This is a genomic window from Streptococcus sp. HMSC062H02 (assembly GCF_001813005.1).
Lineage (GTDB): Bacteria > Bacillota > Bacilli > Lactobacillales > Streptococcaceae > Streptococcus > Streptococcus oralis_S.
Window position 1 is genome coordinate 26955 of record NZ_KV811118.1, and the last position, 20054, is coordinate 47008.

Here is a 20054-nt window from a genome sequence, read left to right on the forward strand (position 1 = left end):
TTTTTTGGCTTAAAATACTAAGTGAAACAAGATTAAAACGAACGTTTGTGATATAATGTTATTAAATAATTCGCAAAAGAGGTTGAGAGATGAAGCTGTTAGTTGTCGGTTCGGGTGGTCGTGAACATGCGATTGCTAAGAAGTTGCTTGAATCAAAAGACGTTGAAAATGTCTTTGTAGCTCCTGGAAATGACGGGATGACTCTGGATGGTTTAGAATTGGTAAATATCTCTATTTCCGAACATTCTAAGTTAATTGAGTTTGCAAAGGCCAACGATATTGCTTGGACCTTCATCGGGCCAGATGATGCCCTTGCTGCTGGTATCGTGGATGATTTTAACAAAGCTGGGCTCAAGGCTTTTGGTCCGACTAGGGCTGCAGCGGAGCTGGAGTGGTCCAAGGATTTTGCTAAGGAAATCATGGTCAAATATGACGTCCCGACAGCAGCCTATGGCACATTTTCAGATTTCGAGGAGGCCAAGGCTTATATCGAGGAGAAAGGCGCTCCTATCGTTGTCAAGGCAGATGGTTTGGCACTTGGTAAAGGTGTTGTCGTAGCTGAAACGGTTGAGCAAGCGGTCGAAGCCGCTCACGAGATGCTCTTAGACAATAAATTTGGGGACTCTGGTGCGCGTGTGGTTATCGAGGAGTTTCTTGCAGGAGAGGAATTTTCACTTTTTGCCTTTGTCAATGGTGACAAGTTCTACATCATGCCAACGGCTCAGGATCACAAACGTGCCTACGATGGCGACAAGGGCCCTAACACTGGCGGGATGGGTGCCTATGCGCCAGTTCCTCACTTGCCACAGAGCGTGGTTGATACGGCGGTTGACACCATTGTCAAGCCAGTCCTTGAAGGGATGATCAAAGAAGGTCGTCCGTATCTGGGTGTCCTCTACGCGGGGCTTATTTTGACTGCTGGCGGTCCGAAGGTTATCGAGTTTAACGCTCGTTTTGGTGATCCCGAAACTCAGATTATCCTGCCTCGCTTGACATCTGACTTTGCGCAAAATATCACGGATATTCTCGATGGCAAGGAGCCAACCATTACCTGGACAGACAAGGGTGTGACTCTAGGTGTGGTTGTCGCATCCAAGGGCTACCCGCTAGATTATGCAAAGGGTGTCAAGTTGCCAGCCAAAGCTGATGGCGACATCATCACCTACTATGCAGGGGCTAAGTTTGTGGAAAATAGCAGAGCATTGCTTTCAAATGGCGGACGTGTCTATATGCTAGTTACCACAGCAGACACCGTCAAAGACGCCCAAGATACCATCTACCAAGAACTCTCCCAACAAAACACAGAAGGTCTCTTTTACCGAACAGATATCGGAAGCAAGGCCATAAAAGATTAACAGACATATTTGCCATGGCGAGCGAAAGCGAGCCACTATAGAATAATCGTCGCAGTAGTGGAACTCCTAGTAGCTTTGCTACTAGGAGCGGAAAACTGGAGACCTAGGCTCCAGTTTTAGTAATGGAACGCCACAAGCGTTCGCTTACGTCCGCACTACATTAGACGATTATTTAAAAGAAAAAGAAAAATTCACAAAATACGATAATGGTCGTTTGATTTGCGAGCATTAGCGAGCTAATATAGAGCAATCACCGCCGTTGTGAAAGAACGATTGGATGATAAGCCAATCGTTCAGGGAAATCGGAAGACCTTGGGCTTCCGATTTAGGCATGAGACACCTTTGGTGGCTGCTGCCGTCCCTCACAACTTAAGGTGATTGTTGAAAGGAAGAAAAAGGAGAATAAATGAAACCAGTAATTTCCATTATCATGGGCTCAAAATCCGACTGGGCAACCATGCAAAAAACAGCAGAAGTCCTAGACCGCTTCGGTGTAGTCTACGAAAAGAAAGTTGTTTCCGCTCACCGTACACCAGACCTCATGTTTAGACATGCGGAGGAAGCCCGTAGCCGTGGTATCAAGGTCATTATCGCAGGAGCTGGTGGTGCCGCCCATTTACCAGGTATGGTCGCAGCGAAAACAACCCTTCCTGTCATAGGGGTACCCGTCAAGTCGCGCGCTCTTAGTGGCGTGGACTCGCTCTACTCTATCGTACAGATGCCGGGTGGTGTACCTGTTGCGACAATGGCTATCGGTGAAGCAGGTGCGACAAATGCGGCCCTCTTTGCCCTCCGTCTCCTCTCAGTAGAGGATCAGGCTATCGCGAAAGCTTTGGCAGATTTCGCAGAAGAGCAAGGAAAAATCGCAGAGGAGTCTACAAATGAGCTCATCTAAAACAATCGGAATTATCGGTGGCGGTCAGTTGGGGCAGATGATGGCTATTTCTGCTATCTACATGGGGCACAAGGTTATCGCGCTGGATCCTGCAGCGGATTGCCCGGCCTCTCGTGTGGCGGAAATCATCGTGGCTCCTTATAATGATGTGGATGCCCTCCGTCAGTTGGCTGAGCGTTGCGATGTTCTCACCTATGAATTTGAAAATGTCGATGCTGACGGTTTGGATGCTGTCATCAAGGAAGGTCAGCTCCCTCAAGGGACAGATCTGCTCCGCATTTCGCAAAATCGTATCTTTGAAAAGGACTTTCTCTCAAACAAGGCACAAGTCACTGTGGCACCCTACAAGGTCGTGACTTCAAGTCAAGACTTGGCAGACATCGACCTATCGAAAAATTATGTCCTCAAGACTGCGACTGGTGGCTACGATGGGCATGGACAAAAGGTCATTCGCTCAGAAGCAGATTTGGAAGAAGCTTATGTACTAGCCGACTCAGCAGACTGCGTCTTGGAAGAATTCGTCAACTTTGACCTTGAGATTTCTGTCATCGTGTCTGGTAATGGCAAGGACGTGACGGTTTTCCCAGTTCAGGAAAATATCCATCGCAATAGCATCCTGTCCAAGACCATTGTCCCAGCCCGTATTTCAGAAAGCATAGCAGCAAAGGCCAAAGCCATGGCAGTACGAATCGCTGAACAGCTCAACCTATCTGGAACCCTTTGCGTGGAAATGTTTGCGACCGCTGATGATATCATTGTCAATGAAATTGCTCCACGCCCACATAACTCAGGGCACTACTCTATCGAAGCCTGTGACTTCTCGCAGTTTGATACCCATATCTTGGGCGTTCTCGGAGCACCATTACCAGCTGTCCACCTGCATGCACCAGCCGTCATGCTCAACGTACTCGGCCAACACGTTGAGGTCGCTGAAAAATATGTCACAGAAAATCCCAGCGCCCACCTCCACATGTATGGTAAAATAGAAGCGAAGCACAACCGTAAGATGGGACATGTGACTTTGTTTAGTGATGTACCGGATAGTGTAGTTGAGTTTGGTGAGGGGATTGATTTTTGAAATGGCAGAAGAATTTGATGAATTGCTAGATGATGAAATAACGACCGTAACACTGACTTATACGGACGATTTGATTGTTCCAGAGATTGCGGATAGAGAGGGGATTCATATTTTAGAGAGAGCTGGCAATCAGCTAGTCTTAGAATATTCTTGTTCCGTGAAGGAAGTTAAGGATTATCTGAGTAGTTACGGCCTGCCTAGACATCCTGAGAGAATTTCATTTGAATTTTCTATACATGAAGACTCAGAAAATGATAATCTTTAAAGCTAAATGGAAACCAGTTTATGATTCAAATTATTGTAAACGCTTTTGTGGAGGAAGGCAAAGAAATCGCCGTTGTAGAAGTGCTTTTTACCAGCGCTGACCATGAAAAAGTAAAAGCCAAATATCAGGAATTAAAGATTCAATATCCAGACAATTATCTGGCTATCTATGATTCGCCATTGGGTGCAGATCTAAGTAGCTTGCCACACTATCCGTCGGTTGTGATAAGCAAGGAGGAGTTTAATTAGCCTATGAAAACTATTGGTCTGATTGGTGGTATGAGTTGGGAAAGCACCACATCTTACTACCAAATCATCAACGAAACCATCAAAAAAGAGCTGGGTGGCTTGCATTCAGCTAAGATTCTACTTTACAGTGTTGATTTTGCAGAGATTGAGCATTATCAAGCAGTCGGGGACTGGGAGAAAAGCGGTCAACTGTTGGCAGATGTTGCTCATCGCTTGGAGCAAGCTGGTGCAGATTTCATTGTTATTTGCACCAACACTATGCACAAGGTTGCTCCGCAGATACAAGAAAAGATTACGATTCCAATCTTGCATATTGCGCAGGCAACTGCGCAGGCCTTGTTGGCTGACGGTATTCAAAAAGTCGGTCTCCTAGGGACCAAGTACACCATGACTCAAGATTTTTACAAGGAAAAATTAATAGAGTCTGGGTTAGAAGTGCTGATTCCAGACCAAGCTGGTATTACAGAGGTCAATCGAATCATTTATGACGAACTCTGCCTAGGGAACATCAAAGAAAGCTCAAAACAGGCTTATCTTACCATTATAGATGATTTGAAAAAAGCAGGCGTTGAAGCTGTTATTTTGGGTTGTACCGAGATTGGTCTCCTCGTCAAGCAATCCGATACTGACCTGCCTCTCTATGACACAACAGTGATTCATGCAGAGAAAGCAGCGGAGTGGGCGGTGAATAAAAGATTATAGAAGACAAGCACAACCGTAGGGTAGGGCATATAACTTTGTTTAGTGATGCGCTAAATAGTGTGGTAGAATTAGGGGAAGGGATTGATTTTTAGAAATTAATATGCAATTTGAGGTAGAGTTATTAACTAAAAATATTAACATTGCTAAACTTGATGAATTATTTCTTAGCTCAAAAATAATTAGTATTACTTCTTATAGTCAAGTTGAAGTTGGTGATAAGTATATAGAAGGGCATTTAGCTAAATATAAGTGTGCTTTCAAAGATGACGATTTTACAATAAATACCTATCAATTTCGAAGGGGGCTAGTTAAAATTATACTTAGCTATGAATACAGCAAATCTAAATTGAATTCAGCTAAAAAGTTCGGAGATTTCCTTTCAAAATTTAGAGAATTTTTAGGAAAAAATCGTTTGAAATATTCAATTCTATCTAATAGTTTATCTATGTATTTTTCGAATAGGCTTTATCCTAAATTTCAAACATATGAATCGTTATTACGAAAAATTTTTGTATTAGCTTTGTCTCAACTCGAGGATGAGGATATTATAAGGATTGTTAAGGAACAGACTAATGATAAATTAGATTTATCAAAAATTCATACAATTGAACAAATTGAAAGGTTGCAAATAGCTGAACTACATTCGTTGATATTTGAAATAAATATAAATCCAGTTCGTGACTTAACTATTCATTTTAAAGATTTTCAAAATAAGAATGAATATATTCTGAAAGAAATGATAAGAAATTTGTTTCCAATCACTATATGGGAAAAACATTTTACACCATTCACTAATAGTGAAGAAGTTGATGTACTCAAAAATAACTACGATAGAATAAGAGAGTACAGAAATGATGTTATGCATTTTCACACACTAACCTATAGGCGTTACAAAAAAATAGATTTGTTATTGTCAGATGTAATTAAAGAATTAGAAGAGCTTGAATATAGTATGCTCGAGAAATGGGATTTTGAAGCAACTAGAAAACTTACAAATGATATTTTTGATCCAGAGTTTCTGGCTAGCTTATCATCTTTATCTAAAACAGTATCAGAAGTAATAAGACCAGCAATGGATAGGTTTTATGCTAACAATCTTGCTTTTAATAATGCGGTCAAATCTATGATGGAAGTGTTCCATAATATTCAAATACCTAAAATAGATTCTGGAATATTAAAGTCTATTCAAGGGCTATCTGATACTATTAGGCATTTAGATTTACCAAGCCCACTTAATGAACCTGATAGTGAAGAGAAGGATGAATAATAGGTCTATCAATTTTGAAGCACAAAATTTAAGATTAGAAGTAAATGTAAGAAATTCAAAGAAAATGCTGAAAAAAGAGAAAGTTTCTGAGGAACTGAGTTCAGGATGAAGGCATTTTTCTTTTGATAAAATAGAAATAAAGGAACAAGCGCCCGCCTCCATTTGTATGGTAAAATAGAAGCGAAGCACAACCGCAAAATGGGACATGTGACTTTGTTTAGTGAAATGATGTATGATATGTAAGAGTCCAGAAAGGAATTAAATGCCGATAAAATATTTTGAAGTAAAAAAATTTTTGAGAAGTAAGATAAGCTTGATTGATTCTATTACAAATAAATTCTTCAAGTATATATTATTGTATGGAATGTTGGTTTTACTTTTTTTAATTGTAAACGGTGAACTGGATGAAAATAATATAGTAGCACTTCCTTTTTTAGTACTTTTGGGAGTGTTTTACCGAATGATAATTCTTTTTGAGAGATCTGATATAAAAAACTTAGCGATATATATTAAAAAGAGTCAATTATTAGATGACGATTCAAAAAAATTATTGATTGGTGATATAGAATCTTCATTAAAGAAGATAGCGAATTTTGCAAATTGGAGTTGTGGTGTTTTAGCTACCATTTCGATTTTTGTAAGTACAACATATATTACTCTTCTTAAAGATATTATTACTAGAGAAAAACTTTTAGAGTTACTATGGATAGGTAATGAAAATAGTATAGAAAATAGTTTTATTGGTTAGATAATACTACTGATAATATTGGTTTTATTAGGATATTACCTCTCTATTCAAGCTTTTACTTATGATAAGAGATTTGTAATTATGGTGTTAAAAAGTAGTCTTTATATAAATGAAGATGACATAATTATCGAAGGTTTTTGGAAGAAGTTGATGTTAAATATAAAGTATTTAGGACTGTAAGTTTAAATAGTAACAACCACTCCAAATAGAGATGGTAATAAAAAATTAAAGGATTATCTATAAATGTTAGAGAAATTTTCTAAATATAAGTTGTCAATTATATATATATTAAAAAAAACAAATGTGATATTATTTGACTTTGTTTTTATAATTTTATTATGTATTATTACAAATAATAAATTGCTATATACACTTCTTGCTTTCGCTATTTTAAATATATATATAAATTACTATTTTGATATTAATACACTTGCCAAAAAAATAGTAATATCTTCAAAATTTAAGGAAGAATTTAATGAAAATTATTTTGACTTATATTGGCGGTTTAATAAGTTACAAGTTCAATTATTTGCAAACTGTACTTTGAGTATGATATCCCTAATTCAATTTGTATCAGTTACTTCAATTTTTTTAAGAGGGATAGTAGGTTTAATATTCCTTGTGATAGGTGCTATTTTAAGCGGTATAGTTTTTTCGATTTCAATTAATTCGATGACTCTGTTACGTCTAACAAGTAAAAAACAACAAAATTATACTTCATATACTAAGGAAGAAATGGATATTTTAAATAATTTAAGATGAAAATATTTATTAAGGAGAAACAACCATGATCAACCGTTACTCTCGCCCTGAGATGGCGAACATTTGGAGTGAAGAAAATAAATACCGTGCTTGGCTTGAGGTGGAAATCTTGGCTGACGAGGCATGGGCTGAGTTGGGGGAAATCCCTAAGGAAGATGTGGCTTTGATCCGCGAGAAGGCGGACTTCGATATCGACCGGATTTTGGAGATTGAGCAGGAGACACGCCATGATGTGGTGGCCTTCACGCGTGCGGTTTCTGAGACGCTTGGCGAAGAGCGCAAGTGGGTCCACTATGGGTTGACCTCTACCGACGTGGTGGATACTGCCTATGGTTACCTTTACAAGCAAGCCAACGACATCATTCGTCGTGACCTTGAAAACTTCACCAACATCATCGCTGATAAGGCTAAGGAGCACAAGTTCACCATCATGATGGGTCGTACCCACGGTGTGCATGCGGAGCCAACAACTTTTGGTCTTAAATTGGCGACTTGGTACAGTGAAATGAAGCGTAATATCGAGCGTTTCGAGCATGCGGCTACTGGTGTAGAAGCTGGGAAAATCTCTGGCGCGGTTGGTAACTTTGCCAACATTCCTCCATTTGTAGAGCAATATGTCTGCGACAAACTGGGTATCCGTGCTCAAGAAATCTCTACACAGGTGCTTCCTCGTGACCTTCACGCTGAGTATTTTGCAGTTCTTGCCAGCATCGCAACTTCTATCGAGCGTATGGCGACTGAAATCCGTGGTTTGCAAAAGTCTGAGCAGCGCGAAGTGGAAGAGTTCTTTGCCAAAGGGCAAAAAGGTTCATCTGCAATGCCTCACAAACGCAACCCAATCGGTTCTGAAAATATGACAGGTTTGGCGCGTGTTATCCGTGGTCACATGGTGACGGCCTATGAGAACGTTGCTCTTTGGCACGAACGTGATATTTCTCACTCATCAGCTGAGCGTATCATCACACCAGATACGACTATTTTGATTGACTACATGCTCAACCGCTTTGGAAATATTGTCAAGAATTTGACGGTCTTCCCAGAAAACATGATCCGCAACATGAACTCTACGTTTGGTCTTATCTTTAGTCAACGTGCTATGTTGACCTTGATCGAAAAAGGCATGACGCGTGAACAAGCCTACGACTTGGTGCAACCAAAAACAGCCCACTCTTGGGACAACCAAGTAGACTTCAAACCGCTTCTCGAAGCAGATCCAGAAGTGACATCACGCCTCACTCAAGAGGAGATCGATGAAATCTTCAACCCTGCATACTACACCAAACGAGTAGATGATATCTTCGAACGTATCGGACTTGGTGACTAATCATAAAATAAAAAAGCGAGATTCAATCTCGCTTTTTCGTATTCTCTTAGAAGAATCTTAGTCTTCTTTTCTCTTAGTCAGTCCGTAGGATGCTAGAGTCGCCATGAGTCCTGCTGCGACCAAGCCTGCAGAGTCTTGACTTCCTGTTGCAGGGAGTTGTTTTTCATCTGCTTTGGCAGTAGTTGGTGCAGTTTGCTCAGCTTTCTCAACGGCAGTTCCGACTTCGACAACTTGCGCGACCGCTTCCTGCGATACCGCACTATTAACAAGGGTTCTTTCTTCCTTGCCGTCAGCAGTAGTGCTGACAGAGTAGAAAATCGTACGACGACCATTTACACCAGTAACGATGACTTGCGTTTGTCCGAGTGGTAATTGCGGATTTTCACGTGTTACGGTAGTGAACGGAATCTCTTCCTCTTGGATGTCCAGTCTAGGTTTTGTCTCTGCGGCTGGAGCAAGACCGTGTTCATCCCCTTTGTGAGTAATAGGGGCACCGATTTCAACCACTTGGGTCACAGGTTCTTTGGTTACTTGGCTATCTAGAACCGTTTCTGTTTGTTTCCCATTTTCAGTAAGGACAGAGATGTAATGAGTGCGTTCGCCCTCTACACCTGGTGTGATGATCTTTTCCTGACCAGTTGGGAGATTCGGATTTTCCTTCTTGATAATTTCAAATGGAATCTTTTCTGCTCTTGTGATGAGTTCCGGTTTGGTCTCAACATTGGCAGCTAGTTCGTTTTCATCGAGGCTTCCTGAGTGGGTTGCTGCTGGTTTGAGGCCTAGGCGGGCTGCTTTGAGCTTGGCTACGAGAGCGTCTAACTCGGCTTGTTTGTTACGATTGAGGTTGTAGTTGAGAGCTTCTTTAGCTGCATTTAGGGCCTCCAAGCTCTCCTTGCTGTATCCATCCAAGTTTGCAGGGATTTGAGCAAGTTCCTCACGGAGTGCGTTGTAGTTAGCGTGGAAGTAGTCTTTGTTGTGATCTGCAAAGGCAGTCATGAGTTCAAAGATTTCTTCTTCCTTGTACTCAGCACTTGGTTTGTCTGCCCAGATAGCAAGCATGCTTCCGACGGTTGGAAGGTCTACTTCTGGATACTTGGTAGATGCAAGCTGGTTAAATGGTACTTTGCCAGAGTTTTCAAGTGCTTTTGATAGTGGGTAGGCTTCATCTGGTTTGTGATTACCTAGCACGTAGTACCAGTCTCCGTTGGTGTTAAGGAGTTTATAGCCTTTGCTTGCTAGGTACTGAGGAGTTGCAAGGTTATAGCCCCACCATCCTTTAGACCAGTAAGAGATGATGACATCCTTGTCAAACTCAACATCATCCTTGTCTTCATAGTAGAAACCATCGTTGAAGGCCATTGGTTGAAGGCCTCTTTCTTTGGCCATGGCAGCAAGAGTGTTAGAGTACTCAGCAAACTTGCCATAGAGATTGTAGTATTTTAGATAATACCAGCCTTGAGCGTTGGTAGCGTCATTAGCGTATTCGTCTGTACCGTAGTTAAAGATCTTAGTCTTGCCCGCAAAGAAGTCCATGTACTTGCCGATAAGGGCTTTGACAAAGTTCATCGCTTCTTCGTTTTCAAGGTCCATGGTTGTTTTAGAGACCTTGTCAAAGTTGGCTTGAGGATTTTGGATACCCAATTTTTCCATAGCGACAAGCATGGCATCCATGTGACCTGGGCTGTTGATCGCTGGAATTAGTCCAATCCCTTTTGATTTTGCGTACTCAATCAATTCAGTGATTTCAGCCTGGCTAAGAGTGGTTCCGTTTGGATCATCGTAGTAAGCTTTTGTTCCTTCAATGATGGCCTTTTTGACGTCGTCACTTGCATAAGTTTTTCCGTTAGCAGTGATAGTCATGTCATCAAGTAGGAAGCGAAGTCCATCATTTCCTAGGAGGAGATGCACATCAGAATATCCAAGTTCGCTAGCTTTATCAATGATACGTTTGAGTTGCTCAGCTGAGAAGTACTTACGTCCGGCATCGATGGAGATTACCTTGTTCTTGGCAAGTTTTTCAACTTCACGTTTCGCGTCTTCTTCTTTTTGAGCTTCTGGTGTGAAGGTTAAATTGCTTACAGCTTCTTGGAGTTTTGCGATTGCTTGGTCAATGGTATCTTGTTGAGCACGGCTGAGGTTGCTATCGAGTGAGCGAATGGCTTTTTCAGCTTCTTTGACAGCTGCGACACTTTCTGCAGTATAGCGGTTAAGGTCTGTTGGAACTTCTTTCAGAGCTTGCTCAGCAGACTCATAGTCAGCTGCGAAGTATTCAGCATTGGCATTTGCGAAGCTACGCATGAGTTTGAAGAGGCGTGATGGTGAATAGCGTGCAGATGGGGTATCCGCCCAAGCAGCTACCATACCCCCGATGAGCGGGATAGTAGCCCCATCAGATTTTGGTACAGAAGTGATTGGAGTGTTCTTGATACCATTGAGTCCTTGGTCGAGGTTGTACCAGCCTTGGCCATCGGCATTTCGTCCGAGGACGTAGTACCAAGCATCGTTGGTATTAAGGATTTGGTGGCCTTTTTCAACTAGAAGTTTAGAAGAAGCGACGTCGTATCCGCCCCATCCACCAGTCCACATAGAAACGATGATGTCTTTGTCAAAGGTTCCAAAGCTAGTGTCGCTATTATAGTAGATACCATCGTTAAAGGCCATTGGTTTGAGGCCGTGAGATTTGACGATGCGAGCAAGGTCGTTGGCGTAGGCGATAAATTTATCATAACCCTTGTCTGGGAATCCATCTTCTGGATACCATTTATAGGCTTGAAGAACGCTCCAGCCTTTGGCGTTTGTAGCATCATTGGCGTACTCGTCTAGTCCGATATTGAAGATGTCAGTTTTGCCAGCGAAGTAAGCAGCATACTTGTCGATCAGAGCTTTGGTAAATGCAACCGCTTCTTTGTTATCAAGGTCAACGGTACGAGCAGATTCCTTACCAAAGTAGTTGAAGTTCGGTTTTTGGATGCCTAGTTCTTTCATGGCATGCAAAATCGCATCCATGTGACCAGGGCTGTTTACAGTTGGAATGAGACCAATGCCTTTGTTTTTAGCATAGTTGATCAAGTCCGTCATCTGACTCTCTGTCAAATGGTTGCCGTTTGGATCCTTGTAGTAGGCATCAGTTCCATTTTCGAGTGCACGTTTGACATCGTCACTTGCATAGGTTTTGCCATTGGCTGTGATTGTCATGTCGTCCAGCATGAAACGCATGCCATCATTTCCAACTAGTAGATGAAGATCAGTATAACCGTAGTGTTTGGCTTTGTCGATGATTTCTTTGAGTTGGTCTGGAGAGAAGTACTTGCGTCCAGCGTCGATTGAGATCATTTTTCTTTTTGCCAGTTTTTCATTTACCTGAGGTGCTCGTTCCGTACTAGGAGTGGCTACTGCAGGTGTGACGGCTTCATTTTTCTTTTCTGAAGAAGTACTTTCTGCAGGAGTTTCAGTTGGGGCAGGGCTTTCTTTCTCAGCAGTAGGAGTTGGAGCAGCATTTTCTGTTACAACTGGTGCGCTTGACTCTTCGGTTGTTGGAGCAACTGTTCGAGGAGCCTCCTGGTCTTCTTTGACCTCCTCTTTTATAGGCTTGTCAGCCTTTTCTTCCAGTTTTTCTGGAACCTTGGAGTCTACAGCTTCTTTGACTGCTTGAGGACTCTCCTGAATAGTTTGAACAGTTTCTTCAGCTGTTGGAGCTGGAGTAATCCCGTCGGCAGATACGACTTGGGCGCTAAAAGCAAATCCTATCAGTACAGAAGCTGCCCCAACCGAGTATTTACGGATGGAGAAGCGCTGTTTCTTTTCTAGTTTCATGACAAAACCTCCTTGTTATTATCATATATGATAGCGTTTACATAAAACCAATTTTATTTTATTATCTAAGGAGTAAAATGTCAAGTGGGTTTATATAAGAACTATAATAAATAGAGGAAATCATAAGATTTAGGAGAAATTTGCTAATAAGGGATAAAACAGAGGAAAAACCAAACGAAAATTTACCTTGTTTTTAGTAAAAATGCTACTAATTAAATAAGAGCCCTTCATAGCGTTTTCACAACTTTTTTCTCGTGCTATAATGAATAGAGAAAAAGCCTGAGCTAGGCTCAGGCTTTTTCTTAATGACCTCGGTTACATGAGATGAATTTGATTTTGTAGTAGTCTGCTCGCTTATAAGTTTCACTATAGGCAAGGACTTGGCCAGTGGCCTCAAGTTTTGTAGTCTTCGTTTGGAAGACAGTTGGGAATTGTGTATCGATTCCCAGTACAGAAGCAGCATGCTCTGGTGTTGGGAATGCGATTTCGTTGATTTCCTCAAAATGTTCATCACTCATGTGAATGCGGTAATCCAATTTGAAACGTGTATAGATAGAGCTATAATAGTCAAGATTTGGATAGTTGGCATTGATGTATTGCTCAGGAATATAAGATGTGTGGTAGATGTATGTCACATCGTTTGTTTGACGAATACGTTCAATCTTATAGTAGAATTGATCTCCACGTAGTCCAAGTTTATCTAAATATTCAAGTTTGTTTCCGCGCTCGATAGAAAGGACAGTAACTTTATCGTCTTTTGTTTCAAAGATTTCGACATCTGAAAACTCAACGAGTTTGTGCTTACGGGCACGTGAAACGAAAGTACCTTTACCTTGTTGGCGGACAATGTAGCCGTCTTTAGCAAGGTCGTTCAAGGCACGAACAACTGTGATTGAACTCACATCGTACATCGCGATCAATTCGGCTTCTGTATAAAATTTATCTCCACTTGCAAATTGACCAGAGATGATTTTATTTTTTAATTCATCTTTAATATATTGGTATTTAGGAATAGCCATAAATTTCACCTCGATTCTCTTTCTCCAATTTTGATTTTACCACAAATATAGAGAAAAGAGTAGTATTAAGGTCAAAAAATTAAAATAATAGACTAAAAATGTTATTTTACATGTAAAAAAATTCATTTGATGTTCTTGTGAATTATCATACATAAAAAGATCGTTTTCATGCTATTTTTAGATAATTTCGGTAAACGGTAAGTAAAAAAATAGAAAAATTTTAAATAATTTTCTAAAACCTATTGACAAATGCAAAAGATTTGATTATAGTTAATATTATAATAAATGAAAGCGCAAACTTAATTCGTCAGAGGTAATAACATGACCAGATTTAAAATTGAGGACGATTTCTATTTAGACAGAAAACCGTTCAAGATTTTGTCCGGCGCCATTCATTATTTTAGGATTCCAGCAGAGGATTGGTATCATTCTCTCTATAACTTAAAGGCGCTTGGCTTTAATACAGTCGAGACCTATGTGGCTTGGAATTTACACGAACCTGTTGAAGGGGAGTTTGATTTTGAAGGTGCCAGAAATTTGGAGAGATTTCTTCAAATTGCACAAGATCTAGGTCTCTATGCCATTGTACGCCCGTCTCCATTTATCTGTGCGGAATGGGAATTTGGTGGCTTGCCGGCTTGGCTCTTGACAAAGGACATGCGAATTCGCTCGTCCGACCCGGCCTACATCGAGGCTGTTGCTCGCTATTATGACCAATTATTGCCAAGGCTTGTGCCTCGCTTGTTGGATAATGGTGGAAACATTCTTATGATGCAAGTCGAAAATGAATATGGCTCTTATGGAGAAGATAAGTCTTATCTACGAGCAATTCGGAAATTGATGGAAGACCGAGGGATTGATTGCCCACTCTTTACTTCAGATGGCCCATGGAGGGCTACTCTGAAAGCCGGAACCTTGATCGAAGACGACCTCTTTGTGACAGGAAACTTCGGTTCTAAAGCTCCGTACAACTTTTCACAGATGCAGGAATTCTTTGATGAGCATGGCAAGAAATGGCCCCTCATGTGTATGGAATTCTGGGATGGTTGGTTCAACCGTTGGAAAGAACCCATCATCACACGGGATCCTAAAGAATTGGCAGAAGCTGTTCGAGAGGTATTGGAGCAAGGCTCTATCAACCTTTACATGTTCCATGGTGGAACAAACTTTGGTTTCATGAATGGTTGCTCGGCTCGAGGAACTCTAGATTTGCCACAAGTTACATCTTACGATTATGATGCCCTTCTCGATGAAGAAGGAAATCCAACTGCTAAATACCTAGCAGTCAAGAAGATGATGGCAACACACTTCCCAGAGTATCCACAGTTGGAACCACTTTACAAGGAAAGCATGGAAATGGAATCCATTCCACTAGTTGAAAAAGTTTCCTTGTTTGAAACCCTGGATAGTCTCTCCAGTCCTACTGAAAGCCTCTATCCAAAAGCGATGGAAGAACTTGGTCAAAGTTATGGCTACCTTCTTTATCGTACCGAAGCAAGTTGGGATGCCGAAGAGGAACGTCTCCGTATCATCGATGGACGTGACCGAGCTCAACTCTATGTAGATGGTCAATGGATTGCCACTCAATACCAGACAGAAATTGGTGAAGATATCTACTGTCAGGGAAATCGAGAAGGTTTTTCAGAGATTGACATCTTGGTCGAAAATATGGGGCGTGTCAACTACGGACATAAGTTCTTGGCAGATACGCAGCGTAAAGGAATTCGTACAGGTGTCTGCAAGGATCTACACTTCATGTTAAATTGGAAACAATATCCACTGCCACTGGATAATCCTGAGAAGATTGATTTTTCAAAAGGATGGACAGAAGGACAACCAGCCTTTTACGCTTTCGACTTTACTGTCGAAGAGCCGAAGGATACCTACTTAGACTTGTCTGAGTTTGGTAAGGGAGTTGCCTTTGTCAACGGGCGTCACCTAGGGCGTTTCTGGAACGTCGGCCCGACCCTCTCACTTTATATCCCTCATAGTTATCTCAAGGAAGGTGCTAACCGCATCATTATCTTTGAAACTGAGGGCGAATATAAAGAAGAGATTCATTTAACTCGTAAACCTACACTAAAACATATAAAGGGGGAAAACTTATGACAATTGTAGGATGCCGTATCGATGGACGTTTGATCCACGGTCAAGTAGCCAATCTTTGGGCTGGAAAACTAAATGTTTCACGCATTATGGTTGTAGACGACGAAGTTGTTAACAACGATATTGAAAAGAGTGGTTTGAAACTTGCGACACCACCAGGTGTGAAACTCAGTATCTTGCCAGTTGAGAAAGCAGCAGCAAATATCCTTGCTGGTAAATACGATAGCCAACGTCTCTTTATCGTTGCACGTAAACCAGACCGTTTCCTTGGTTTGGTCGAAGCAGGTGTACCGCTTGAAACACTCAACGTCGGCAATATGTCTCAAACACCAGAAACTCGCTCTATCACACGTTCTATCAATGTGGTAGACAAGGATGTGGAAGATTTCCACAAACTAGCAGAAAAAGGTGTGAAACTCACTGCTCAAATGGTTCCAAATGATCCAGTTTCAGACTTTTTGAGCTTATTAAAATAGGAAAAAATTTTTAGGAGGTCATTGTTATGATACAATGGTGGCAAATTTTACTTCTCACTTTGTACTCAGCTTATCAAATCTGTGATGAGTTGACAATCGTTTCATCTGCAGGTTCCCCTGTATTCGCTGGTTTCATTACTGGTTTGATCATGGGAGATGTGACAACTGGTTTGTTTATCGGTGGTAGCTTGCAGTTGTTCGTTCTCGGGGTTGGTACCTTCGGTGGTGCTTCTCGTATCGACGCAACTTCTGGTGCGGTTCTTGCAACAGCATTCTCTATCTCTCAAGGTATTGATACAGACCTTGCGATTACAACAATCGCTGTACCAGTAGCGGCACTTTTGACATACTTCGACGTTCTTGGACGTATGACAACTACTTTCTTTGCACACCGTATTGATGCTGCGATTGAACGCTTTGACTACAAAGGAATCGAACGTAACTATCTTCTTGGTGCGCTTCCTTGGGCTCTATCTCGTGCCCTTCCAGTATTCTTCGCCCTTGCTTTCGGTGGAGAATTCGTACAAGGTGTTGTAAACCTTGTTAAAGAATACCAATGGGTTGCAGACGGTTTGACTCTTGCAGGTCGTATGCTTCCAGGTCTTGGATTCGCTATCTTGCTTCGTTACCTTCCAGTTAAACGTAACCTTCACTACCTTGCTATGGGATTTGGTTTGACAGCTATGTTGACTGTTCTTTACTCAAACGTACAAAGTCTTGGTGGAGCAGTTGCTGGTATCATTAGCACTCTTCCTGCTGAAGTTGCTGAAAAAATTGGCTTTGTTAACAACTTCAAAGGATTGTCTATGATCGGTATCTCTATCGTAGGTATCTTCCTTGCGGTTGTTCACTTCAAGAACAGCCAAAAAGTTGCTGTAGCAGCACCTTCTACACCATCAGAAAGTGGGGAAATTGAAGATGACGAATTCTAATTACAAATTAACAAAAGAAGATTTTAATCAAATCAACAAACGTAGCTTGTTTACTTTCCAATTAGGTTGGAACTACGAACGTATGCAAGCTTCTGGTTACCTTTACATGATCTTGCCTCAATTGCGTAAAATGTATGGGGATGGAACTCCTGAATTGAAAGAAATGATGAAAGTTCATACTCAATTCTTCAATACTTCACCATTCTTCCACACTATTATCGCTGGTTTTGACCTTGCCATGGAAGAAAAAGATGGCGTTGTCTCTAAAGATGCGGTTAACGGTATCAAGACAGGTTTGATGGGACCATTCGCTCCTCTTGGAGATACAATCTTTGGTTCACTTGTACCTGCTATCATGGGATCTATCGCAGCAACTATGGCTATCGCTGGCCAACCATGGGGTATCTTCCTTTGGATCGCAGTTGCAGTTGCTTATGACATCTTCCGTTGGAAACAATTGGAATTTGCCTACAAAGAAGGGGTTAACCTTATCAACAACATGCAAAGTACTTTGACAGCTTTGATTGACGCTGCATCTGTACTTGGTGTCTTCATGATGGGTGCTCTTGTAGCAACAATGATCAACTTTGAGATTTCTTACAAATTGCCAATCGGTGAAAAGATGATTGACTTCCAAGACATCTTGAACTCAATCTTCCCACGTTTGCTTCCAGCAATCTTTACTGCCTTTATCTTCTGGTTGCTTGGTAAGAAAGGTATGAACTCTACTAAAGCGATCGGTATCATTATCGTTCTTGCAGTAGGTCTTTCATTCATCGGTAAATTCTTGCTTGGAATGGGCGCATAATTTATGAGTAAATCATTAATTTTGGTGAGTCATGGTCGTTTCTGTGAAGAACTTAAAGGTAGCACAGAAATGATCATGGGTCCACAGGACAACATTCATGCAGTGGCCCTTCTTCCAGAAGATGGTCCAGAAGAATTTACTGCAAAATTTGAAGCTGCTATCGAAGGATTGGATGATTTCCTAGTCTTTGCGGACCTTCTCGGTGGTACACCATGTAACGTGGTAAGCCGTTTGATCATGGAAGGTCGCGACATTGAACTCTACGCAGGGATGAATCTTCCAATGGTGATTGAATTTATCAATGCCAGCCTTACAGGTGCAGATGCGGACTACAAGAGCCGTGCTGCAGAAAGCATTGTGAAAGTCAATGATTTGTTAGCGGGCTTTGATGATGACGAAGATGAATAATACTCTTCGAAAATCACATTCAAACTACGTCAGCGTCGCCTTGCCGTATAGATGTTACTGACTTCGTCAGTTCTATCTACAACCTCAAAGCAGTGCTTTGAGCAACCTGCGGCTAGCTTCCTAGTTTGTTCTTTGATTTTCATTGAGTATAAGATGTAACTTAGAGCATCTTATATAGAATATACATGGGAATGGGAGTCACTCCCATTCCCATATTTTCAATAAGAATGAAACAACAATAGATTAGAGGAACTCTATGCTAAATTACACAAAAGAAGAATTACTTGAACTGGGTGCAGAAATCACGACTCGTGAGATCTACCAACAGCCCGATGTATGGAAAGAAGCTTTTGAAGCCTATCAAGCAAAACGGGAAGAAATTGCAGCCTTCCTACAAGGGATTGCTGATAAACATGACTATATTAAGGTTATCTTGACAGGTGCTGGGACTTCTGCTTATGTGGGAGATACCTTGGTACCATACTTTAAGGAAGTCTATGATGAACGCAAATGGAACTTCAATGCTATTGCGACAACTGATATTGTTGCCAATCCAGAAACTTATCTGAAAAAAGATGTGGCGACTGTCCTTGTATCCTTTGCTCGTAGTGGGAATTCACCTGAAAGTGTGGCGACGGTTGATTTGGCTAAAGCCTTGGTTGACGACCTCTATCAAGTGACCATTACATGTGCTGCAGAAGGGAAATTGGCACTTCAAGCCCATGGCGATGACCACAATCTCTTACTCTTGCAACCAGCTGCTTCCAATGACGCTGGATTTGCCATGACTTCTAGCTTTACATCCATGATGTTGACAGCTCTCTTGGTCTTTGATCCTACAGAATTTGCTGTGAAAGCTGAACGTTTTGAAGTTGTGACTAGCCTTGCTCGTAAGATTCTAGACAATGCAGCAGATGTTAAAGAGCTTGTTGACCTTGACTTTAACCGTGTTATCTATCTGGGTGCTGGTCCTTTCTTTGGACTTGCTCATGAAGCTCAGCTCAAGATTTTGGAATTAACAGCTGGTCAAGTGGCGACCATGTATGAAAGCCCAGTTGGCTTCCGTCACGGTCCAAAATCATTAATCAACGAAGATACAGTTGTTTTGGTATTTGGTACAACGACAGACTACACTCGCAAGTACGACTTGGACTTGGTTTGTGAAGTGGCTGGTGATCACATTGCTCGTCGTGTTGTGCTTTTGAGTGATCAAGCCTTTGGTCTTGAAAATGTCAAAGAAGTGGCCCTTGGTTGTGGCGGTGTCTTGAACGATATTTACCGTGTCTTCCCTTACATCGTATATGCTCAACTCTTTGCCCTTTTGACTTCACTCAAGGTAGAAAATAAACCAGATACACCATCTCCTACAGGTACAGTAAACCGTGTGGTACAAGGTGTGATCATTCATGACTATCAAAAATAAGGAAGTGTCTATGAGTAAATTACAATTAAGTCCCAATAAAGTAGCTTGCTTGCAAAAACTCTCTGACGAGAACGGCATTATCTCAGCTCTTGCCTTTGACCAACGTGGCGCTTTGAAACGCCTCATGGCTCAATACCAAACAGAAGAGCCAACAGTTGCTCAAATGGAAGAACTTAAAGTATTGGTTGCAGATGAATTGACAAAATACGCATCCTCTATGCTTCTAGACCCTGAGTATGGTCTTCCAGCTACTAAAGCGCTTGATGCCAATGCTGGTCTTCTCCTTGCTTATGAAAAAACTGGTTACGATACAACAAGCACCAAACGCTTACCTGACTGCTTGGATATTTGGTCTGCCAAACGCATTAAGGAACAAGGCGCAGACGCTGTTAAGTTCTTGCTTTACTATGATGTAGACAGTTCTG

At 41.4% G+C, this 20054-nt stretch carries 19 protein-coding genes and 3 pseudogenes; 20 read left to right on the top strand and 2 right to left on the bottom strand.

All coding sequences use genetic code 11. The features are described from left to right. The first annotated feature begins 89 nt into the window (after positions 1–89). From purD to purB, 13 genes and pseudogenes are all read left to right on the top strand, one after another. On the top strand, positions 90–1355 hold the full coding sequence (gene purD, locus HMPREF2885_RS04505; protein WP_070657260.1) for a phosphoribosylamine--glycine ligase: 1266 nt from the start codon (positions 90–92) through the stop codon (positions 1353–1355). Between the two features lie 261 nt (positions 1356–1616). Then, positions 1617–1733, top strand: coding sequence for a phosphoribosylaminoimidazole carboxylase (locus HMPREF2885_RS10255; RefSeq protein WP_080976520.1), 117 nt, complete (start codon positions 1617–1619; stop codon positions 1731–1733). Positions 1734–1761: 28 nt separating this feature from the next. Next, positions 1762–2250 carry a 5-(carboxyamino)imidazole ribonucleotide mutase gene (purE, locus tag HMPREF2885_RS04510; RefSeq protein ID WP_070657263.1) on the top strand — a complete coding sequence of 163 codons (489 nt, stop codon included), beginning with the start codon at positions 1762–1764 and terminating at the stop codon, positions 2248–2250. Beyond that, on the top strand, positions 2237–3328 hold the full coding sequence (purK, locus tag HMPREF2885_RS04515; protein WP_070657266.1) for a 5-(carboxyamino)imidazole ribonucleotide synthase: 1092 nt from the start codon (positions 2237–2239) through the stop codon (positions 3326–3328). Before purE ends, purK begins: the two co-directional genes overlap by 14 nt. A 1-nt stretch (position 3329) precedes the next feature. After that, positions 3330–3593: a hypothetical protein gene (locus HMPREF2885_RS04520; protein WP_065428336.1), complete on the top strand. Its 264-nt coding sequence runs from the start codon at positions 3330–3332 to the stop codon at positions 3591–3593. A gap of 20 nt (positions 3594–3613) precedes the next feature. Then, a complete protein-coding gene (locus HMPREF2885_RS04525) occupies positions 3614–3841 on the top strand; it encodes a phosphoribosylaminoimidazole carboxylase (protein ID WP_070657269.1) in 228 nt (75 codons plus the stop codon). Positions 3842–3844: 3 nt separating this feature from the next. Beyond that, the gene (locus HMPREF2885_RS04530; protein WP_070657272.1) at positions 3845–4543 is read left to right on the top strand and encodes an aspartate/glutamate racemase family protein; all 699 of its coding nucleotides are present in this window, start codon (positions 3845–3847) and stop codon (positions 4541–4543) included. Next, positions 4540–4635, top strand: a pseudogene (locus HMPREF2885_RS09875) (phosphoribosylaminoimidazole carboxylase); the annotation flags it as partial. The gene HMPREF2885_RS04530 and the pseudogene HMPREF2885_RS09875, both read left to right, overlap by 4 nt. Positions 4636–4643: 8 nt before the next feature. Beyond that, the gene (locus HMPREF2885_RS04535) at positions 4644–5810 is read left to right on the top strand and encodes a hypothetical protein (RefSeq protein ID WP_001159293.1); all 1167 of its coding nucleotides are present in this window, start codon (positions 4644–4646) and stop codon (positions 5808–5810) included. A 147-nt stretch (positions 5811–5957) separates the two neighbouring features. Beyond that, positions 5958–6053, top strand: a pseudogene (locus tag HMPREF2885_RS10160) (hypothetical protein); the annotation flags it as partial. A gap of 19 nt (positions 6054–6072) precedes the next feature. Beyond that, positions 6073–6558, top strand: a complete 486-nt coding sequence (locus HMPREF2885_RS04540; RefSeq protein WP_001121911.1) for a hypothetical protein — start codon at positions 6073–6075, stop codon at positions 6556–6558. Positions 6559–6801: 243 nt separating this feature from the next. Further along, positions 6802–7320, top strand: a complete 519-nt coding sequence (locus HMPREF2885_RS04545) for a hypothetical protein (RefSeq protein ID WP_000890289.1) — start codon at positions 6802–6804, stop codon at positions 7318–7320. Positions 7321–7345: 25 nt separating this feature from the next. Further along, positions 7346–8644: an adenylosuccinate lyase gene (gene purB / locus HMPREF2885_RS04550; protein ID WP_000610731.1), complete on the top strand. Its 1299-nt coding sequence runs from the start codon at positions 7346–7348 to the stop codon at positions 8642–8644. Positions 8645–8701: 57 nt separating this feature from the next. On the opposite strand, the gene strH is transcribed toward purB, so the two are convergent. Together strH and HMPREF2885_RS04560 are read right to left on the bottom strand one after the other, a co-directional pair. Then, entirely contained in the window at positions 8702–12457 is a 3756-nt protein-coding gene (strH, locus tag HMPREF2885_RS04555) for an LPXTG-anchored beta-N-acetylhexosaminidase StrH (RefSeq protein WP_070657275.1), read from the bottom strand. 302 nt (positions 12458–12759) lie between these two features. After that, positions 12760–13476, bottom strand: coding sequence for a GntR family transcriptional regulator (locus HMPREF2885_RS04560; RefSeq protein ID WP_001007181.1), 717 nt, complete (start codon positions 13474–13476; stop codon positions 12760–12762). 321 nt (positions 13477–13797) lie between these two features. Between HMPREF2885_RS04560 and HMPREF2885_RS04565 the strand changes: the two genes are divergently transcribed. From HMPREF2885_RS04565 to HMPREF2885_RS04595, 7 genes and pseudogenes are all read left to right on the top strand, one after another. Next, positions 13798–15585, top strand: a complete 1788-nt coding sequence (locus tag HMPREF2885_RS04565) for a glycoside hydrolase family 35 protein (protein ID WP_070657278.1) — start codon at positions 13798–13800, stop codon at positions 15583–15585. Next, on the top strand, positions 15582–16058 hold the full coding sequence (locus tag HMPREF2885_RS04570; protein ID WP_000156968.1) for a PTS sugar transporter subunit IIB: 477 nt from the start codon (positions 15582–15584) through the stop codon (positions 16056–16058). Before HMPREF2885_RS04565 ends, HMPREF2885_RS04570 begins: the two co-directional genes overlap by 4 nt. Positions 16059–16084: 26 nt before the next feature. Continuing rightward, positions 16085–16990 carry a PTS mannose/fructose/sorbose/N-acetylgalactosamine transporter subunit IIC gene (locus tag HMPREF2885_RS04575; protein WP_049479223.1) on the top strand — a complete coding sequence of 302 codons (906 nt, stop codon included), beginning with the start codon at positions 16085–16087 and terminating at the stop codon, positions 16988–16990. Further along, the gene (locus HMPREF2885_RS04580; RefSeq protein ID WP_049520508.1) at positions 16977–17798 is read left to right on the top strand and encodes a PTS system mannose/fructose/sorbose family transporter subunit IID; all 822 of its coding nucleotides are present in this window, start codon (positions 16977–16979) and stop codon (positions 17796–17798) included. The genes HMPREF2885_RS04575 and HMPREF2885_RS04580 overlap by 14 nt, the downstream gene beginning before the upstream one ends. 3 nt (positions 17799–17801) lie before the next feature. After that, positions 17802–18206 (top strand): PTS sugar transporter subunit IIA, encoded by a 405-nt coding sequence (locus tag HMPREF2885_RS04585; protein ID WP_000045700.1) that lies wholly within the window; start codon positions 17802–17804, stop codon positions 18204–18206. Between the two features lie 256 nt (positions 18207–18462). Further along, positions 18463–19629 carry an SIS domain-containing protein gene (locus HMPREF2885_RS04590; protein WP_070657280.1) on the top strand — a complete coding sequence of 389 codons (1167 nt, stop codon included), beginning with the start codon at positions 18463–18465 and terminating at the stop codon, positions 19627–19629. A gap of 10 nt (positions 19630–19639) precedes the next feature. Beyond that, positions 19640–20054: pseudogene (locus HMPREF2885_RS04595) on the top strand (tagatose-bisphosphate aldolase); the annotation flags it as partial.